Source organism: Dyadobacter sp. 32 (genome assembly GCF_902506755.1).
GTDB lineage: Bacteria > Bacteroidota > Bacteroidia > Cytophagales > Spirosomataceae > Dyadobacter.
The window spans coordinates 5660275-5679330 of the sequence record NZ_LR735258.1; the positions used below are offsets into that span (position 1 = coordinate 5660275).

Genomic DNA, 19056 nt, shown 5'->3' on the forward strand with positions numbered 1-19056 from the left:
CCTATTATCCAAAAAAATAAATGGTATTGTGTGATGAATTTCAATTGATTTTGGGTTGAAAATTAATAGCGTTTTTATTCAATCCGCTTTCAAAATTTTCAATGGCCTAAATCCATCTAGCGCAAATATAATTTTTTTTGTTAATCAATGCAGCAAATATTAATCTTAATTATCGTAATTTTTAAATCTTTACTTGTGTGGTGCCTCCCAGGGTCATAGAAATATCTATCGGTTTGTTTGTTTTCCAGGATCCTTTTGTGAAGTCGGGTACATCAATGGCATTGGATCTGTGTGCAACTGACCATTCGCTGAGTGGGCCCACTGCACTCCATAATGCGGCGTCGTATACGTCCTGATCCAAAGGCAGGCCGTTTCGCAGGCAGTCAATGGTGCGCCAGTCCATGAGAAAATCCATTCCGCCATGGCCACCGACCTGTTTGGCCATTTCACCTATTTTTTTTACAATAGGTGGGGTGTACTTTTCTTCAACCGCCTTGTATTCTGCATCGCTGAGCCATTCATGCCCCTGGGCGTATTTTGCGGGTAATGGATATTTCTGCGCACTCCCTTTCGTTCCTACGATGGTTTGAATCCGGGAGTAGGGTCGGGGTGAGGTTACGTCAAATTGCACCATGATGGTTCGCCCTTTGCTGGTTCGTATGGTGGAAGTATTCATGGCGCCATTGAAGGTTTTGCCTACGTAAGGTTGGTAAAAACGATCCTTTGAAGCAAGTTCCCGTGCGGTTGGCCCCATGATGAAATCGTTGGAAGACATGGATACCAGGTAATCCATTTTATCTCCGCGGTTGATGTCCATCACCTGGCAAATGGGCCCCAGACCGTGCGTGGGGTACAAATTTCCGTTGCGTTGGGATAACTCATTGAGCTCCCACATCTGGTAAAAGCGGTCTTTGGAAAACATCAGGTCATTCAATCCGTGGATGTATGCACCTTCTCCATGTACGATTTCCCCGAAAAATCCCTGTCTGGCCATATTCAAAGTAAGCAGTTCCGAAAAGTCGTAACAGCAGTTTTCGGTCATCATACAGTGCTTTTTGGTTCGTTCCGAGGTCTCCACCAGTTGCCAGCATTCTTCGATCGTTTTGGCCGCGGGCACTTCCACACACACATGTTTGCCATGATTCATGGAAAAAACCGCCATGGGTGTATGCAGGGCCCAGGGAGTCACAATGTAAACCAGATCAATGTCGGTTCTTTCGCAGAGTTTTTTCCAGGCGTCGGGGCTGGTGTGGTAAAGGCCAGGTTTGTGTCCGGAGGCTTCAACTGTCTTTTTAGCTTCATTCACTTTTTCACCTCTCAGGTCGCATAAGGCCATGATCTCAACTCCCTCAATTTTATTCAGCCTTTCCACGGCAGCCATTCCTCTATTTCCCAAACCGATAAATCCGACGCGCACTTTTTCGAGCTTTGGCGCGGCATAGCCAGACATGTTGAATTTCTGTATGCGGGGGATTGCTGCCTGTTTTGGTATTGTTTTATCAAAACCTGAAACAGCGATCCCCAGACCGGCAAGTTTCAGAAAGTCTCTGCGGTTACTATCGGTTTGCATTTTGAATGGAATGAAGGGGTTAAAGGGAAGAGTTAATGGTCAATTGTTGTGATTGCCTAACATAGGTTGCCCTTAAACGGTAATTTTAACATGAGCAATTCGAAATTAAAAACTAAAAAAAGTACAAAACTGAATATTCGTCCATATCGTGTGTTTAGTGAAGAGTTCAAACGCGAAAAGGTAGCGCAAATTTCGGCTGGTGAGATCAGCATTCTGTCTTTTTCTAAATTGTGGTCAGTAAGCCAGAATACCGTATACAAATGGATTTATAAATATTCTCCTGATCACAAAAAGGGAACTATCATGGTTGTACAAAAAGATAGCGAAGCTGTTAAACTTGTTGAGTTGCAGGGTAAAATTGCTGAATTGGAACGTGCAATTGGTCAAAAACAAATGATTATCGATTATCAGGATAAGCTCATTGAGATCGCCTCTAAGGAACTGGATGTCGATCTAAAAAAAAGTTTCAATCCTGGACCTTAGAGCACTTTCGTATGAATTTAAGTAACCACATGTATTCGATGAGCGGCTTGTATACTCATTGCCAGATCAGTAAGCAAGGGCACTATAAGTCCTTGCAGCGAGAGATTCACTGGCAAAACCAGGAAGAGCTGGTATTAGGGCTGATCATGCAGGTACGCGAGATTCACCCAGCTATGGGTATTCGAACTATCTATGAACTTTGTCAGCCCGAAGGTATTGGCAGAGATGCTTTCATCAGTATCGGCATTTACTATGGATTCAGGGTGAAAGTGTTTCGGAACAAAACCCGAACAACCTTTTCCAGTCCATACAGCCGTTACCAGAACCTGCTGGTAGATAAAGAGCTTGATAATATTAATCAACTGTGGACTAGCGATTTAACGTACTTTAAAGTCGACAATAAAGACTGTTATATTGTTTTAATCATGGATGTGTATTCCAGATTGATTGTCGGTTATTCTGTTGCAGATAACATGAGAGCTGCAAACAATGTCGCCGCTCTGAAAATGGCTCTGACTATAAGGGGTTTACACAGCTATGAGCACAAACTGATACACCACTCGGATCGGGGGGGACAATACATCAGCGACGTCTACACTGATCTACTGAAAGAGCACAAAATTCGTATCAGCATGTGCAACATTGTCTATGAAAACGCGCATATAGAACGGGTCAACGGAACCATCAAAAATCAGTATCTGATTCATTGGAATATTACAAGCTTTCAAATGCTAAAAACAGAAGTTAAACGAGCTGTTGAGACTTATAACAACCAAAAACCGCATTCAGCCCTAGACGGTGCTACACCGATCGCGTTTGAACAAAAAATCAAAGAACGTAAAGACTCTGAAAGGCCTAAACTCAAAATCTGGACTGCATCAGAATCTAAAAATCACAATCCAGATCAATGTATAATTCAATTTTAAACTTTATTCATAATTTTAAACTGAAGGCAACCTATACTAGGCAATCACATGTTATGTTTTGTGATAGTCGAAAAATAATCGTCATCAGACCACAATGTCGAAAGCCGGGGGCTAATAGCTAATCGACCTGATTTTATTTCTTTAAAATCTGGTCGACAAAATCGTATGCTTCAAAACGGACGGCCGTGGGAAAGTCATGACCGGATTCGGGGTAACGAACCTGCAGTTTCTCTTTCGCTCCCAGAAAATCGAATACCACAGATGTATTGGCGATTCCTTTTTTTACCCCATGGAAGTCGAAATTGCTGTCACCAATGGGCGAGTTTGAAAATATGGCCCGGGGAGCAATGGCGGCCATCACTTCGTTGAAATCAAAAGGCATTTTATCCGCATCCAGATTATATTTTTCTTTGATCAAAGGCATGTACCGCTCCTGTGCCCAGGGGCCGAGCCGTCCGCCATAGGCTTTTGATTTTTCTGCACCGATATTGTAGAAATCAAAAAGGGTCCAGCCGCAGCTTGTTACAGCTACTTTAAGCCGGGTGTCGAATGCACTGACAAATAGGGTGTTGTGACCGCCAAGTGAATGTCCGATGACACCAATTTTTTCGGGATTCACATCTTTTCTACTTACCAGAAAGTCAATACAACGCATGTGATTGAAGATTGCTTTCATGGTTCCCGATTGGTAACGGTCTTTTTGGAAATCATAATCCTTCGCATCACCCAGGCTGGGATAGTCCGGCGCAATGACTACATAACCTCGTTCTGCCAGTTCGCGACCGTAAGCAAGGTTTTTGTTTTTAGCCTGCCCGTCCACACTTTTTTTACCCAGTATATCTGTTTCATGCAGGGCCAGCATGGCCGGAAATTTTTTTTGCTTCGTGGTTACGGGCACATACAGGTATGCGTAAATAGTTTCGTTCGGGGCAACCGTCATTTGGATGGAGAACCGTGTAAAGTTTTTTTCATCCAGGCTATCCAGAATTTGTATCACCGGCGGATTTTTGTCGCGAGGAGGTAATTTCCCCATCACCGCCTGCATGCTGTCCAGGATTTGGACACGTCTGGCATTCCACTGGCTTTTTGTTTTGACCGGCGCATTTTTATAGCGCAATAAATCCTGAGCTGAAGCATTGTTGAAGTTCAGCGTAAACGTAATTACCAATAAGAATATCAATCTGAGCATAAGGCTATTTGCTAATTCAGGCTAGATGCAATCACCAAGCTTTGCCGGTTCGTAATGATGATCCTGTGCCCATTTTACGGCTGCCAGTATTTTCTCCCGGTAATCGGGCTGGTAATTAAAGTAAAAGGGATAGAAATATTGCTCGTGAACCAGCAGATCAAGATACGGTGGTTTGTTGGCATTTTGAATGTAAGCATCCAGGTGAGGCACAATTTCCTCCAGTTTTTTGGTGTCAATGACAATGCTTGTCTTGATGAAAGTGATATCCTCGGAGTGGTCCTTCCAGATAAAACGCTTTTTAATATGCCTTCTTTCGTCTTCCGACAAATAGTAAGAGGCCGGATACTGATCGTCGTCCACATTGAAATAGCCGAGCTGACCGGTGTAGCCGGCATCGCGCAGTACACGGGAAGCTTCTCTGCTTGCTTCCCCCCAGTGGATTGTGGTCACATTGGTCATCACTTCTTCTCCGGCAAACCTCTTTATTTCACCGATAACCAGGTCGCAATCTTTTTTGGTTTCATCATAACCGGCCCGCATGTAAGGCTGGTCGGGAAATTCGCCGAGTGCATGGAAACTCAGGGTAAGCCAGTCAGCGTTTTCCTTCCATTCCCCCTTAAACTTGTCGGTGAATTTGGAAAGGTTGAAATCATCCTTCTGGAATATGCCATCGGTTTGGTAAAAAAGATTGAGGTGGACTTTAGTGCCGTACTGCTCGTTTACATTTTTAAGAAAGGACAGGTACGGATTGTCGAACAGGGAGTTGTAACGATCCATGTGATCCTGTATGTCCCTTAAAAACCATATGTTGTCATCGATAGAAAGCCGGTATTTGTTAGCAAAATTCTTCAACCTGTAAACCCGAATGCTCCGCTTTTCCCCCGAAGACTCCTCACAGGCTTCCAGAAGGTTTTCGTAGGAATCCAGCGAAACCTCAGCAGTGAATCCGTCCTCTGTATACACAGCCTGTGTTCCGTTGACGGTGATCTGGCTGTGGGCCGGTGCTGCAATCTTAACCTTTATTTTCAAAGATTCACCAGTCGTGACTCCATCGTTGGCATGGAGCATGTCGCCATCAATGGGATGAAGAAATTTCAGGGTTGAGGTCATTGGGTTGTTGTATTCGTTATTTAAAAGGGAAACTTGTCTGTTGATTATTGATAACCGGGCTATTGGCGTATGGCAAAAGATACCCGTTTATCTGTTCAGCTCGTGCAAACTAGTAAGTTGCCCTGCCACCAGACAGATCAAAGGTAAAACCAGTGGTGAAGCTGCTTTCCCGGGACACGATAAATGCTGCAAGATTTGCTGCTTCCTCAAGCGTTCCGCATCGTTTCATCGGAATTTTATCGGTCATGTATTTCACCTGAGCTTCGGGCATGGCATCCACCAGGGGTGTTTGGATTACAGCAGGCGCGAGCGCATTTACCGTTATTCCTTTTTCTGCATATTCTTTTCCCTGTACTTTAGTCATGCCGATTACCGCTGCTTTCGATGCAGAATAGGCAAGCATTCCGGCATTGCCTTCTTTGCCGGCAATGGAGGCGATGTGCAGGATCCGGCCATAATTGTTTTGGATCATGTTGGGTAAAACCGCTTTGGCTGTATAAAAACTGCTCATGAAATTGACATCAAATACCTTCTGTAAATTATTGATGTCCACTTCGTGGCTTTGCACGTTGGTAATACCTGTGATGCCGGCGCAATTGATAAGAATGTCGATTTTGCCGAAGCGTTTCAAAATCTGCGCGATGGACTGCTCCACCAGCTCTGGCTTGGTAATGTCGATGGTGATCAGTTCGGCTTCATCCGAATGGCTTTCAAAAGCATTTTTCAGGGCTGTTTCGTTAAAATCAAGCAATCCGAGCTTTGCCCCTTCGCTTAACAGTTTCTTGGAAATGACCAGTCCCAGCCCGGATGCGGCTCCTGTAATGACGGCGACCTGGCCGTTGAAGTTGTTCATGGTTTCTAATTAATTAATCCCGGTGACAATGGATAAAGCTGTTTTTGATCAGGATTTAACCAAAATATTTTCCAGCGGTCTGATTTCCCAGCTTTCATCGTCGAGTATCTGTAGGACTCTCTGGTTCAGTTCTTTGATATAGGCTACGGAGGATGCATCCGGAATGTAGGCGGCTTTACGTGCTATACTGTTGGACAATACGCCTCTTGCTATCAGTAGCTCCTTTTCGGCATAGTGGAAAAGCTCCATATTTTGCAAAGAGAAGAATATCTGTGGCATAACCTTTTCGAAAAGGTCAAAGGCCTTTGCATGTTCGCCCTGGCTTCTGAGCGTAAACACCCGTTGCAAAATATCAGCCACGGCAAGTCCAGGCATGACGCCACGTATTCCGATCGGGATTAGTTCAAGCATGTACAGGCCACCCCATCCTTCAAAAAGACCAATCTGATCTTTGGTAGTTTTAATTATGTCTTCAAATTTAGGCGCACAGAGCGGTTCTTCCAGTTTTAGGTATTTGAAGTTTGGATTTTCGTCCATCAGCGTTTTGATAAAATTAACACTGATCGATGAGCCACCCGGGTTGAAGTCCTGGATCAGCACGGGGGTATCAGGAATGGCCTGAAGGAATTCTTCCAGATATACTTTTAATGAATTTTCGGGGAGTGCAAAGATTCTGGGTACCGCCAGAGAAATCACATCCGCTCCGGCTGCGACATTCGCTTGGGCCAGCTTGATCGCCACTTTAAGGGAAGGGTGATTCGACTGGGCCACGATCTTGATCCGGCCCGCGGCATGCTGAACCGCAACCTTAACTACCAAAAGCTTCTCTTCGTCAGTAAGTTTGTAAAACTCACTTGCATAGGCGGGCAGGCATACCGCCTGAATGCCTCCGGCAATTGCAAAATCGATAAGTCGGCGAAGCGCATCCTGGTCTATCTCTTCGTCTTCGGTGAAGGGGGTTGGGATAATCGGAACAACACCCAACAGTTCGTTTTCTGTATGTATCATGATTTTGTTATTTACGGATTAATATTAGCCAGTTTTTTTTGCGCGTTGTTGTCTACGATGGTGAGGATGAGCGTGGAAGCGAGTACCAGTACACCCCCGATGATCGCCTGCGTCTTCAGTGTTTCCCCAAGCCATATGGCGGCTATCGGGAGGCCGATAAAGGTGATCATATAGTTGGATAGTGCCACCTGGGTCGCATCGAGGTTCTTCAAAGCTTTGAAAAACAAAAGCATGGACAGGAAATTGTGGAATAAAGTAAGTGAAGTCATCCCGATCCAGGTCTGGGTGGTGTAGTCCGGTATGTTTTTGTACATGTCGGGCTCATAGTACCATACCAGCGGCGCGAGTAAAATCACCATCACCAGATAGGTGTAGAATACCATTTCCATTTCCGTGTATTGTTCTGCAATTTTTTTGCACCCTACATTGTAATAAGCGTTGCCGATGATGGCCAGAAAGATGAGCAGATTTCCCAGGGCGTAACGTGAGCTCAGATCCATTTTTTTGATATCATCTGTGGAGCATAGCGCCACACCAATGATGGCGATGGCAAAACTGATCCAGCGTATCCTGTTCATTTTTTCTTTGAGGATCAAAAAGGCGAATACGGCAGTGATCACAGGGAGCGTGAGAACCAGGATGGCTGAGTTACTGGCCAGCGAATACTGGGTGCCATAAGTCATCAGAACCTGAGAAGGAAAAGCGCCGAGAGCGGCCAGTTGTACAAAAATCAGGATGTCTTTTGGTTTTTTTCCTCCTTTTTTGAAATCCTTGATCACAAAAGGCGCCAGAAAAATGGTTGCCAGCAACATAGGTGCCCAAACGGTAAAATATGGACCCACCTGATCCTGGACCAGTTTTATGCTCGTAAAATGAAACGCCCACATGAGGTTGCATGAAAAGAGAATCAACCAGGAAATGACGGATTTGCTCATAGGGTTGTCTTTAAAGTTTGATTCGTTGTATATTTTTCAATGGCCGCCAAATCCAGACTAATTCCCAACCCGTCACCTTGCGGAACCTGTGCAGCGCCATTCAGGAATTTTATTGGTTTCTCAATCAGGTCATCGGTTCGCACAAGCTCCCCGAAAATGTCTGACGGAATAGTACAGTTGATGCTGGCTGCTGCGATATGTAATCCCATGGTTTCTGAAATGCCCAGATCTACCTCGGAGCCCCTCCAGCAGGGTTTGCCTTCCAGATGTGCGATCTCTGCAAGAAGAACGCAATTGTATGCTGAACCATTGAAATTGTATCCGTCCGCAGCGTCGGCACGTACAAAGGCAATCATATCGCGAATGTCCTGCGTGTACGGCAGGGAAATGTGGCGGTAGATGGGCATGTTCAGGTGCTCTTTCAGGTATTTGAAACCGGCCACGTCGGCATGCAGGATGGGATCTTCAAGTCCCAGCATGATGTCTTTGTCTACGCCTTCCATCAGGCCCAGTGTAGTCTCAACGTCATTCCATCGTTGGTTGGGGTCCAGCAGGATTTTGATTCCGTCGCCACACTTTTTACGGATCTCGTCGGTCCACAGCCTGACGGGATCTTCATCTGAGCATTTGAATTTGAATACCTTATGACCCTTCTGCATGGCGTCGAAAGCTTTTCGTGCAGCGTCTTCCGGGGTTCGCCGTCCTGTCCAGCCCATACAGTCGATCCATTCGCGATAACCGCCACCCAGAATCTGGTAGACCGGAACGTGTAATAGTTTTCCGATCAGATCCAGCACGGCGGATTCGAAAGCTTCATAGATGCGCTGGTCGTTAACGGGTAATCTGCGCCAGTTTAGTTTTAGCACATCCTTGCCTGTAAATTCCTGCATAGCCTCAAATATGAGCGTTTTGGAGGCGCTCCGATACGTTTCACCGATTCCTGTGAGTCCATTGGCAAGTGTGATTTCAATGATCCATTTGGGCTGATCTGCAAAGGAAGTCCAGCTTTCACCGGTCATGAATTTTTTGGCAAATTCCGTGTCTTTGTCCAGTACCGTATCTGAATTCAGACTGCCGGGTTTTGCTGGAACAATAACCTCAGTCGCTTTGATTGATGTAATAATTGTCATTTAAACTCCTCATTATACTTCGCCGCCAGTTTCCTGATGTCGAAGCTGAATTCAATAAATTTTTCTTCCCATCTGGCCGCAGATTCCTTGGTATAGGGGTAAAAGCCCTGGGCATTACTTACTCCTTTGGCTCCTGCGGAAACCAGATTTTCCATAGTTTGTGGTGCTTTCGAGGTGTTATCCAACTCGGGGAACAAGTCTTTCATTACGGTAAGGTAAGCCGGTATGCCTGTCAGATCCATAAAGCGGAACGGTCCGGCAAACGTAATCCAATAACCCAGGTCATTGCGCAAGGATCGGTCGACATCCTCCGGCGTTGCGAAGCCATTCTCGACCAGGTTAAAGGCCTCCCGTAGCATGGCGTACATGATCCTGTTGGTAATGAATCCGCGGATATCCTTTCGGAGAAGCGAAGGTTCCTTACCCCAGCTTTCGGCCAATTGTACAACCTGCTGTGCATATTTTAGATCCGAATCCTTTCCGCATATTACTTCCATAAACCGTGTGATATGCGCCGGCTCGGCCCAGTGAATTCCAAGCAGCCTTTCGGGGTGTGCCAGTCCTTCCTGTAAAATGGTCACTGGTATCGCAGAGGTATTGCTGCCAATAATGGCGGTTGGCGATAATACGGTTTCCAACTGCCTGTAAATGTCCTTTTTGGCATCCACACTTTCTGTGATGGACTCAATCACTACTTCATGTCCTGCGAAAATCGATACATCATCGGTGATGGTGATCTTTTCAATGATTTCTTCAGGATCCCCAGCCAGAAGTCCTTCTGCACTTAGCTCCGAAAGGAAGTTGAAAATCCTTTTTTGAGCCGTTTTTGCTTCAGAAATACTCAAAACCAGCGACGTCACTTCATGACCCGCTGCAAGAATGCAGGTGGCTATGCTGCTGCCCATTAGTCCCAATCCGACCGTACCGATTCTTATTTTTTCACTCATAGTTCACGAGCCCAGATGTTGTTTGTTTTGTATTCGATTGGTTACTTGTGTTGATTTGACCGTTTTCAACTGGTTAGCTATTTGTTTAACAAAAGGATAGGCGCCAAATCGCATTCACACGCACCTTAGCTCAGATTCTCAAATTCCACTCCCTAGTTTTGCGATCGCATCGATTTCCACCTTGATTCCATCGCCCAAGACCGACTGCACGGTTGTTCGGGCTGGTTTTATTCCAGGGAAAAAAGAGGCGTATACCGCATTGTACCTATCAAATTCGTTGATGTCGCTCAGGTGCGCGGTACATTTTACAATGTCGGCCATCTTGCCGCCGGCAGCTTCAATGATCTTTTTTATGTGATTGAGTGTGTTGGTTGTTTCTTCTTCAATATTGCCACGGATTACCTCACCGGTTGCCAGGTCTACTGACCCTTGTCCGCTGATGAATAACCATCCGTCAACCAAAACCCCCGCTGAGTATGCCCCGGTATCAACTTGTTTATCCGGATGTTTTATTTCTGTCTTAGTCATGTTGAAGATTCGGCAGCAGGGGCCAGTTTTTAAAAGATTCAATAAAATGGGTGACCGACCTCACCGCGTTTTCAAAGAGGTGTAGGCCCTTTTCCGCGGAGGCTTTCTGCGGTTCCCCGCTACTCCCATTGGATGAGATAAAGGCGGTTTGCTTGAAAAGTGTAGCGCCTCTGTATGGTTCGTCGTCCTCGAACGGTATAAATCCGTTGGTTTCCGGGCGAACCGATCTTTCGGCCAGGTTCATCCATACTTTCTCTGGGAAAAGGTGCAGCATCATGCTGGTTTCGTACTCGCAGGCGTGGCTCAACGCCGGGCTTTCCATAGGTGCCGCACCAGCAAATACATTACCTGCCGTTTCCCAATAGGTCACCAGCGCAATATTGGGTGATAGGGTCTGATCATATTTATGTCCCAGAATAGCGAGCGCCTGCTTCACAGGTGTAATGTTTCCTCCATGCCCATTCAACAGCACAATTTTTCGAAAGCCGTTCTGAAGGAGGGATTCTACTAGTTCCACTACGACCTGCGTATAAGTGGTGATGGAAATGCTTAATGTGCCACCAAAGGATAGGTGATGGTGGCTCGAGCCGAACGGCAATGCCGGGCATAGTAATATGTCGTCTGGAAGTAAAGTTTCAACCTTTTGAGCGATGCTGGAAACGAGGTCCATGTCTGTGGAAACGGATAAATGTGGTCCGTGCTGCTCAATGGCAGCCAGGGGAAGAATCACAATTTTGTCCCGTAGCTGCTGGTTGATCGTGCTATAGGTTTGTTTGGAAAAGAGCATTGCGGCAGATCTTTAATCCTTTGAATTATTATTTCAAATGTATAAATTATTATTTTGTTTACAAAAACATTTAAAAATAGTTTACAAAAAATAACATATTTGAATTCATTTTAAATGGTGATTGTTCCGGATTCTACTTCCCTGGCTTTTGAAAGGAAGGTGATTTGTTCTGATTTTTAAAAATCCGGCTTAAACAAGGCTTGGAAGGTCTGCTTTGAGACATGATCCCTTGCATTTTGAATACGGTAATCCAGTACTTTGAGTGATAATTTCTGCCACAGGGCATATTCCACATCAAAACGCCCAAGCATGGTATTGAGGCGGTAAGGCATGTATTCGGTAAGCCAGGTTTGCCGATAGGCCTCTTTTAGTTCGCCGGTTTCGTCCATGAGATCCACAATGAGTCCATGGCAAGGGTATGTGAGGTCATATACCACGAAATCGTTTTTCTTTTTACTGAGCATGGATTCGTTCCAGCGATCACAAATGGTTTTGGCCCAGATAAATCGGGTGGCAGCGTACTGCATCAGGCGTGCAGAAACCAACAGTGAATTGATAAAAAGACTATCTGTTTTCTCGCATTTGCGTAGCGCCATAATCAATGCATCCTGTGCCTCCTGACTAGCCTTCCGGGCGTTTTTGAAATCCTGAAAATGTAATTCGGTGTTTTTGAGATAATACTCCTGGAACGGGTTTGACCAGCTTTCCACGATCGTTCCTCGGGGAACTCCATTGGTGTTTTTACCTAAACATTTATCCAGATAACTTCCTGCGAGGGCAAGTTTTGAAAATGCTTCTCTCATTTCTGCACCTGCAGCTGGAAAAACCATGGTTGCAAACTGATCGCCAAAAGTGGCCTGATCCGGCACTTTTCCCTGCCAGGCACCGATACTTCCATAAGCCATGAACATCCATGACGACCTTACAAAAGGCTCTACCGGATCGGTCCAGACGGAATTGATAAAACCCAGTGTTTTGTTTTTTATACCCGCCCGCAGGCAAAGGTCGATGTTGTCGTAGGTGTATTTGGCATCGGGATAAATGTGCCCCCAACCCGACACTGCCGGCTGTATAAAAAAGTTTTTCTTTTCTTTCAGAACCGGATTGAGATATCTGTTTATTTCCACGGTGTCGGGCTTGTATTCCCAGATAACCGGAATGATCTCGGCGGGCAGCTTTTTCATCAGATCCGGATAATAGTTGTTCATGTCGGTCCAGGCCAGCACAGTCTTGCCGTATTGTTTCAGCTCATTTTGTACAAGCGTCAGCTGCGCAAGCCATAGTTCCTCTGAATTGATTTTGATATCGGCGTCATCGGCAATGCGTTTGGTTTCCCAGGTTTCATCAAAGCCTACGTGAATAAAGGGGCTTGGAAACAGATCGGAATACTGTTTGATCCAATTTTTTAAAAGCGAATTTGTTTCCGGATTTCTGGGGTCGAGTTCATGACCATATTTTCCGATGGCGAGTCCGGCGTATTTTTCGTTGCGTACCAACTCGTGCAGGTGCCCATACAGGTTCAGAAACGGAATGACATCCATGTGTCTTTCCTTGCCATATGCGATAATGGTCCGGATCTGCTCTTTGGTGTACCCTGCTCTGAAACCGATGGAAGGGAACCCGTCGAGTTCGATGCTTACTTCATTGTAAAAATAATACTGATTGGTTTTCCATTTTGCGAGGAAGTCGATCTGCTGTTTTATTTCGTCCACTGTCAAAAGTCCGCCGTGGGCAAAATCCATCATGATTCCCCGATATGGCATTTTGGGACGGTCTGAAATTTCTACTGTTGGTAGAAATGATTGATTTTTTTGGCCGCGGATTAGCTGACGGATGGTTTGAACGGCATAGTACAACCCTGCGGACGTCTGTGCGATGATCTGTATCTTTTTTGGCGAGATCTGGATGCGGTATTTTTCCCGGTCCGTCGTGTTCTGAATCTCGTCTGTTCCGGGCAGTTCAGCTCCTTTTTCTTTGATGGAAAACTGAATGCTGGCGGTTGAAAGGGAGGTCGCTTTTTTTACCGTAGTGCCCGTTTTTTCACGGATGGTTTGTGCAAGTTCGTTGATTGCAAAACGGATCTCGGGCGAGGCAGAAGCCGGTAAGAAAAGCGATGCAGCACTAAGCAGAAATGTGCCATCGCCGTATTCGGTTTTTTCGGGCTCGGGGAACAAAACGGGTTTTTGGGCAAATGCCGTACCGGATAATCCAGCAAGCAGGATCAATATCAATACGGGTATTCTGAATCGGTTTAGCTCAGCGAATTGCATGCGGACAGTTTTAAGAATGATGAGGTTTACCTGCTCCATTTGGTCGGTGGCGTACTGCGTTTGACGAGGAGGGTATCAGCGTTTTTATGAATAGATCCAATGTGGAGACAGCTCACGCCGAAAGGGCGATTTGACCCAACAGTCGGGGCGGTCAGTCTCCTGATTTCTTTCGTACAGTTGCTGTGTGTTCCATAAACCCTGTTCACTCTGTCGCAGAGTAAACAGGGTATGAAAATTGTATCCATCAGATCAAAGTATCAGTTTTTATCCCACCACAATGGCGTGGCTGCGTTGTCGGCGCCACCAAGCATTTTTACTGCATTGGCCACAGCGGCAGAGTTGGTCTGTTTCTCAGTTTCCAGGAATGGCATTCTTCGGATGAATTTCCCTGCGGGAAGGTCTGCGTTTTCGCTGTGAACGATGGGGTACAATTGCGGTAATCCGGATCTGCGGACTTCGGCCCAGCCTTCCATGCCATCAGGGAATAGTCCCAGCCATTTTTGCTGCGCTACCTGTTTACGTTGCATGTCAGCTGTGGCACTCCATTTTACAGGGTAGTTGTTGACAGGAGGCGAGTCCTGTCCGTCGAGCGGAGCAATGGGAACCGCAGGATTTGAAATGTACTTGGCAATAACAGCCTGGTCGGTAATGCCCCACTGCGCCATAGACATTTTGATGCCTGTTTCGTAGAGGGTCTGCGCGTCGGAACCCATGTTCCAGCCGTTGAGGGCTCCTTCTGCTCTCAGGAAGTAAGCTTCTGCCGCGTGCATGATATTTTGTGGTACAGCAAAATTGGCCGTGAAGGCGCCATTCCCGACATTGCTAGCCCAGCGCGATCCCAGATTGGAATTGAACTTTCTGGAATTGATATCCATTTGTTTTTCTACCACCAATAAACCATTGCGAACACCGTCGAATTTGCCGGTAAATGTGGCCGGTTGGAAATAGATCGGCATCCGGGGGTCGTCGTAGCCTTTGAGCATGGACTCCATGGAAGAGCTCATTCTCAGCTCGTCCCAGGCCACAATCTGTGAAAGGCCGTTGCGTTCGGCATAAACGGAGCTTGATTTGGGCATGTATGCGTCGTCCGTGGTGGCAGTCATTACGCCGGCCGCTACAGCCGCCTCCGCCTGTTGTTTTGCCAGGGTTGGATTCACTTTGGAGATGCGAAGCGCGAGTCTCAGGCGCAGGGTGTTTGCAAACTTAGCCCAGGCAGCCGGAGATTGATTTCCTTTAGCACTGTACACCAGATCAAATTTATCATAAGGTGTTGCAGAGCCTGCGGCCTTTAATACGGTGGATGCGGCATCCAGCTTTTTGAAAAAATCATAATAGATCGAATCCTGCGGGGTAAAAGCGACAGCATCCTTTCCGTTGGCTGCTTCAAAATAGGGTGTTGGGCCGAAGTAATCGGTAACCCTGTGGAACATCCAAACCCACCATACTTTGGCAATGGCATTTTCCGGGAGCTTTTCGTCTGTTTTTTCAATAATCGTTTTCAACTGCGGGGCGGCTGAAATGTACACCGGGTTCCACACGGCTGGCATCCACTCCTGCTTGATCACATAGCGGTCGGTAGGGAATGACATGGCGGCCTGTGAATAAAACTGCGAATAAACACCGGCCACAGTGCCCTCACCGATCTCGAAGTCGTTGGGTGCCAGGGTGGTTGTCATGAGTGCGGTAGCAAACATGTAGGGGAATTCAGTAGCGCTTACTGACCCAAGCTTGGTATTATCGGTATTCAGTTCGACAAAATCGTCGGTACAGCTGCTCAGGGCGATGACCATCCCCAGCATGGCAGCGATTGACAGGCTGTAATATTTTTTTATTTTGAAATGCATGACCATCATCGGTTTTAATTAAAATGAAAGTTTAAGATTCAATCCCATGCTTCTGGTTGAAGGCAGGTTGTTGTACTCGATGCCCTGATAATTACTGTTGCCGATACTTACCTCAGGATCGAAATCAAGCTTCCGCTTGCCTATGCCTGGTATATCCAAAATGGCATTCCCTCTGTAAATGAAGAAGAGGTTACGTGCCACAAAGGAGATTTTGGCCGCTTTGATAAATTTGGGCAGTCCCTTGAATTCATATCCTACCGTTAATTCTCTCATCCGAACTGCCGTGGCGTCGTAAGTGAAAAATTCTGCCCAGGAATAATTGTTCTGAGAAACAATTGTCCAAAATCTTTCTGCATTAATGGCTTTGCTGTTGGCAGCTCCATCTGCGGTTACACCTGGCAACACCCAGGATCCTGCTTCCCTATACTTGGTAGTGTAATCAGCGTTTCCGAAATAGGCATTCTGAGCAGCGGATCCGGAAGTGACGATACCTCCAAATTTACCATCGATTAACAGTCCAAGGGTGAAGTTTTTGTAAGTGAAATTGTTCGTGAAGCCAGCTGTATATTTCGGATTGTAGTTGCCCACTTTTTCAATGGCATCCGATCGTACGGGAACGCCGTTCGCATCGACCAGATATTGGCCGTTGAGCTGTTTCCATTTATAACCGTACATATCTCCGTAGCTCTCTCCCTCAATCACGAGCGGTGTGGCCGTACGAATATTCGAGCCAGATCCCAGGTAAACACGTGTGATCCTTGGATCCAGCTTGATCACCTTGTTACGATTCAGGGCGTAATTGAGCCCCATGTTCCAGGTGAAAGCGCTGTTCTGTAAAACTTTAGCAGAAAGCACTACTTCAATGCCCGAATTTTCAATGTTTCCTGCATTAATAAACCGGGAAGAATACCCTGAAGATGCTGGTGCGCCAATGCCCAGTAATTGATTTCTGGTATTCGTTTTATAATAGGTCAGATCTATTCCGAAGCGGTTTTCACTAAAGCGCCAGTCTGTACCAAATTCAAGGGACTGCGTCAATTCGGGTTTCAGGCCGGCAAGGGCTTGAACCGGGCTGCTGGTTACAAAGCCGCCGAACGTTCCGCGTGCATAGGAATAGGTTTGATTGATCAGATAGGGATCTGTGTCGTTACCCACTTTGGTGAGTGATGCACGGACTTTGGCCAGGCTAATCCAATTGGGCAGCTGTACCATTTCGGATAGAATGCCCGAAAGGCCGATGGATGGATAGAAGTAGGAGTGAGGGGATGGCAGTGTGCTGGACCAGTCATTACGGGCTGTTATATCCAGAAACAGATAGTCTTTGAATTCAAATTGCGCCGTACCATACACTGAGTGTAAGTCCCTTTTGCTGGTGCTGGTCGTAGCACCCAGGTTGGTTGCGAAACCCAGGTCAAACTTGTTGGGGATACCCAGTCCGTCGGCGAAATTAACCCGTCTTCTCAGGCTGCGCATCAGCATGGAGCCTCCGAGGTTGTAGTTGATCCGGATATCTTTCGTAATGCTGTTCGTTCCGTTTAACAGCACATCCATGTTTCGTTCAGAAACCTGAGCGTTTTCTTCCGCATAGTATCCACCAGGTAAACGCGCATAGTTGGCTGTATTATTGGAATAGCTATGGGTATTGAAGTCATTGTAGTTGTCCGAGCTAATACGTCCCTGAATGTTAAGCCAGTCGGTGAATTTGTATTTCAGCGCAATCAGGCCTGTAACCCGGCTTCTGTTTTCGAGGTGCTTGGTGTTGTAAATGGTCCAGTATGGGTTCATGTAAACCGGATCAGGATTGGTCCAGTATCTCTGGGTTTCGATTCCCGTTGAGCTCACCGTTTTGTAATCTTTCAGATCGTCCAGGTTCACCGAGCGTGGTATGTGAGAAAGGTTGGCAACCACAAAGCCGTCGCCGCCCACACCAGGCTTGTTATTAATCTTTTGAAGCGTGTAGGTAACTTTGGCGTCAACGGATAATTTACTGGTCAGGTTCAGGCCAATTCTGCCGTTGAAAGTATTACGGTTCAAGTTATTGGTAGGAACGATTCCATTGGCATTGTTATTGGCATATGAAAAATAGGTGGTCATTTTTTCGGATCCACCGCTAATGCCTATCGCATTGTTTGTAGAAATGCCTGTGCGGTAAAAATCAGAAATATTATTAGGGAAAGCCTGCAAAGGCACACTTTTTCCAGCCCAGTCGGTTACGGTCTGTCCGGTAATGGCAGCACCCCAGCTACCCGTGCCCAGTGGAGAGTAAACCCCTCCAGCTCCCTGACTGTACTCATTTTGCAAAGCTGGTGTGGTGAATGCCTTATCAAATGATACGCCCGAGTTGATATTGACGCTCAGGGCCCCGCTTTTGCCTTTCTTTGTTGTGATCATCATGACCCCATTGGCGGCACGACTACCGTACAAAGCCGCGCCTGCAGCCCCTTTCAGGATGTTGATGGATTCAATATCGTCGGGATTGATATTGCCGACCCCGTCACTTCCGCTTGTTCCGCGGTTGTCATCGCCGGAATCATTTCTTACCTGTCCCGATACCGTTGAATTGTCAATCGGGACACCGTCTACTACGATCAGTGCGTTGTTGGTCCCCTGGATAGAACGGTTACCCCTCAGGATGATCCGTGTGGCGCTGCCCGGGCCGCTGGATGACGGTGTGATCGTCAAGCCCGCTACTTTTCCGGAAAGTGTATTGGTGAAGTTGGCATCACGCACTTCATTGATCTGCTCACTACCGATTTTCTGTGTTGCATAAGTAAGGGTTTTGGCCGATCTCTCAATACCAAGTGCCGTAACCACCACCTCCTGCAGCCCAAGGGCCTCGTCCATGAGCGAAATATTGCCAAGGTCTGTGCGGTTGCCAATTTCCACCTCCTGTGTTTTCATTCCGATGTAGGAAACGACCAGAGTCGTTGCGTCGGCAGGTGCGTTAAAAGAAAACTTACCTTCTGCGTCCGTTATGACGCCCAATGTAGATTTTTTTACAATGATGGAAGCCCCCGGTACCGGTGCTCCTTTTTCATCCAAAACTTTACCCGACAACTTTTTAAGCTGTTGAGCGCTGGAGTTGTTGACAAATCCGCCGGTAGTAAAAATAAGGATACAAATGGCCAGATAGCCCGCGGGCGGCAAACCGAAAAAAATTATTTTTAATAATGAGGCCTTCCAGTGTGAGGCTCTCAGGGATGTTAGAAATCGTTTCATAATCTGATTTTTTCTGCGCTTATGTATTTGTGATCAAAAATTTCTCCCCACAACCACCTTCAATCTGAAGGAATGAACTCCTTCGGGTTATTCTGCAATCCATGTAGTAAGGCACACTTGTTATACCGGTGTTTCATCATAGGCGTTTAAGATTTGGCAAGGCTTGATAAAATGCTATTGATTCTGAAATTTAAAATAGTATTTTGTCAACTGTATTGACTCAATAATGTTGACAAATATATTTTTATTTTGTTTAC

The 19056-nt window shown here is 46.2% G+C and carries 15 protein-coding genes; 2 read left to right on the forward strand and 13 right to left on the reverse strand.

Going from position 1 to position 19056, the window contains the following annotated elements; translation table 11 throughout:
* Window positions 1–181: 181 nt before the first annotated feature.
* Window positions 182–1570, reverse strand: coding sequence for a Gfo/Idh/MocA family protein (locus DYADSP32_RS23210; RefSeq protein ID WP_149240529.1), 1389 nt, complete (start codon window positions 1568–1570; stop codon window positions 182–184).
* Window positions 1571–1660: 90 nt separating this feature from the next.
* Here DYADSP32_RS23210 and DYADSP32_RS23215 point away from each other — a divergent pair, with 90 nt between their 5' ends.
* Both DYADSP32_RS23215 and DYADSP32_RS23220 read left to right on the forward strand, forming a co-directional pair.
* Window positions 1661–2053, forward strand: a complete 393-nt coding sequence (locus DYADSP32_RS23215; protein ID WP_149239641.1) for a transposase — start codon at window positions 1661–1663, stop codon at window positions 2051–2053.
* Window positions 2054–2064: 11 nt separating this feature from the next.
* Window positions 2065–2979 carry an IS3 family transposase gene (locus tag DYADSP32_RS23220; RefSeq protein ID WP_149240058.1) on the forward strand — a complete coding sequence of 305 codons (915 nt, stop codon included), beginning with the start codon at window positions 2065–2067 and terminating at the stop codon, window positions 2977–2979.
* A gap of 133 nt (window positions 2980–3112) precedes the next feature.
* On the opposite strand, the gene DYADSP32_RS23225 is transcribed toward DYADSP32_RS23220, so the two are convergent.
* The 12 genes from DYADSP32_RS23225 to DYADSP32_RS23280 form a co-directional block, all read right to left on the reverse strand.
* On the reverse strand, window positions 3113–4168 hold the full coding sequence (locus DYADSP32_RS23225) for an alpha/beta fold hydrolase (protein ID WP_149240528.1): 1056 nt from the start codon (window positions 4166–4168) through the stop codon (window positions 3113–3115).
* A gap of 21 nt (window positions 4169–4189) precedes the next feature.
* Complete coding sequence (locus DYADSP32_RS23230) at window positions 4190–5278, reverse strand: hypothetical protein (protein ID WP_149240527.1); 1089 nt, start codon at window positions 5276–5278, stop codon at window positions 4190–4192.
* A gap of 109 nt (window positions 5279–5387) precedes the next feature.
* A complete protein-coding gene (locus tag DYADSP32_RS23235) occupies window positions 5388–6131 on the reverse strand; it encodes an SDR family oxidoreductase (RefSeq protein WP_149240526.1) in 744 nt (247 codons plus the stop codon).
* 48 nt (window positions 6132–6179) lie between these two features.
* Window positions 6180–7139, reverse strand: a complete 960-nt coding sequence (locus DYADSP32_RS23240) for a dihydrodipicolinate synthase family protein (RefSeq protein WP_149240525.1) — start codon at window positions 7137–7139, stop codon at window positions 6180–6182.
* A gap of 11 nt (window positions 7140–7150) precedes the next feature.
* Complete coding sequence (locus DYADSP32_RS23245; protein WP_149240524.1) at window positions 7151–8074, reverse strand: DMT family transporter; 924 nt, start codon at window positions 8072–8074, stop codon at window positions 7151–7153.
* On the reverse strand, window positions 8071–9204 hold the full coding sequence (locus DYADSP32_RS23250; RefSeq protein WP_149240523.1) for a mandelate racemase/muconate lactonizing enzyme family protein: 1134 nt from the start codon (window positions 9202–9204) through the stop codon (window positions 8071–8073). The genes DYADSP32_RS23245 and DYADSP32_RS23250 overlap by 4 nt, the downstream gene beginning before the upstream one ends.
* Entirely contained in the window at window positions 9201–10151 is a 951-nt protein-coding gene (locus DYADSP32_RS23255) for a 3-hydroxyacyl-CoA dehydrogenase family protein (RefSeq protein ID WP_149240522.1), read from the reverse strand. Before DYADSP32_RS23255 ends, DYADSP32_RS23250 begins: the two co-directional genes overlap by 4 nt.
* 138 nt (window positions 10152–10289) lie before the next feature.
* A complete protein-coding gene (locus DYADSP32_RS23260; protein WP_149240521.1) occupies window positions 10290–10679 on the reverse strand; it encodes a RidA family protein in 390 nt (129 codons plus the stop codon).
* Window positions 10672–11466 carry a creatininase family protein gene (locus tag DYADSP32_RS23265; RefSeq protein ID WP_149240520.1) on the reverse strand — a complete coding sequence of 265 codons (795 nt, stop codon included), beginning with the start codon at window positions 11464–11466 and terminating at the stop codon, window positions 10672–10674. The genes DYADSP32_RS23260 and DYADSP32_RS23265 overlap by 8 nt, the downstream gene beginning before the upstream one ends.
* A gap of 176 nt (window positions 11467–11642) precedes the next feature.
* Entirely contained in the window at window positions 11643–13736 is a 2094-nt protein-coding gene (locus DYADSP32_RS23270) for a beta-N-acetylhexosaminidase (RefSeq protein WP_149244704.1), read from the reverse strand.
* A gap of 257 nt (window positions 13737–13993) precedes the next feature.
* Window positions 13994–15580: a SusD/RagB family nutrient-binding outer membrane lipoprotein gene (locus tag DYADSP32_RS23275; protein ID WP_149240519.1), complete on the reverse strand. Its 1587-nt coding sequence runs from the start codon at window positions 15578–15580 to the stop codon at window positions 13994–13996.
* An 18-nt stretch (window positions 15581–15598) separates the two neighbouring features.
* Window positions 15599–18799, reverse strand: a complete 3201-nt coding sequence (locus DYADSP32_RS23280) for a SusC/RagA family TonB-linked outer membrane protein (protein ID WP_149240518.1) — start codon at window positions 18797–18799, stop codon at window positions 15599–15601.
* Window positions 18800–19056 lie beyond the last annotated feature (257 nt).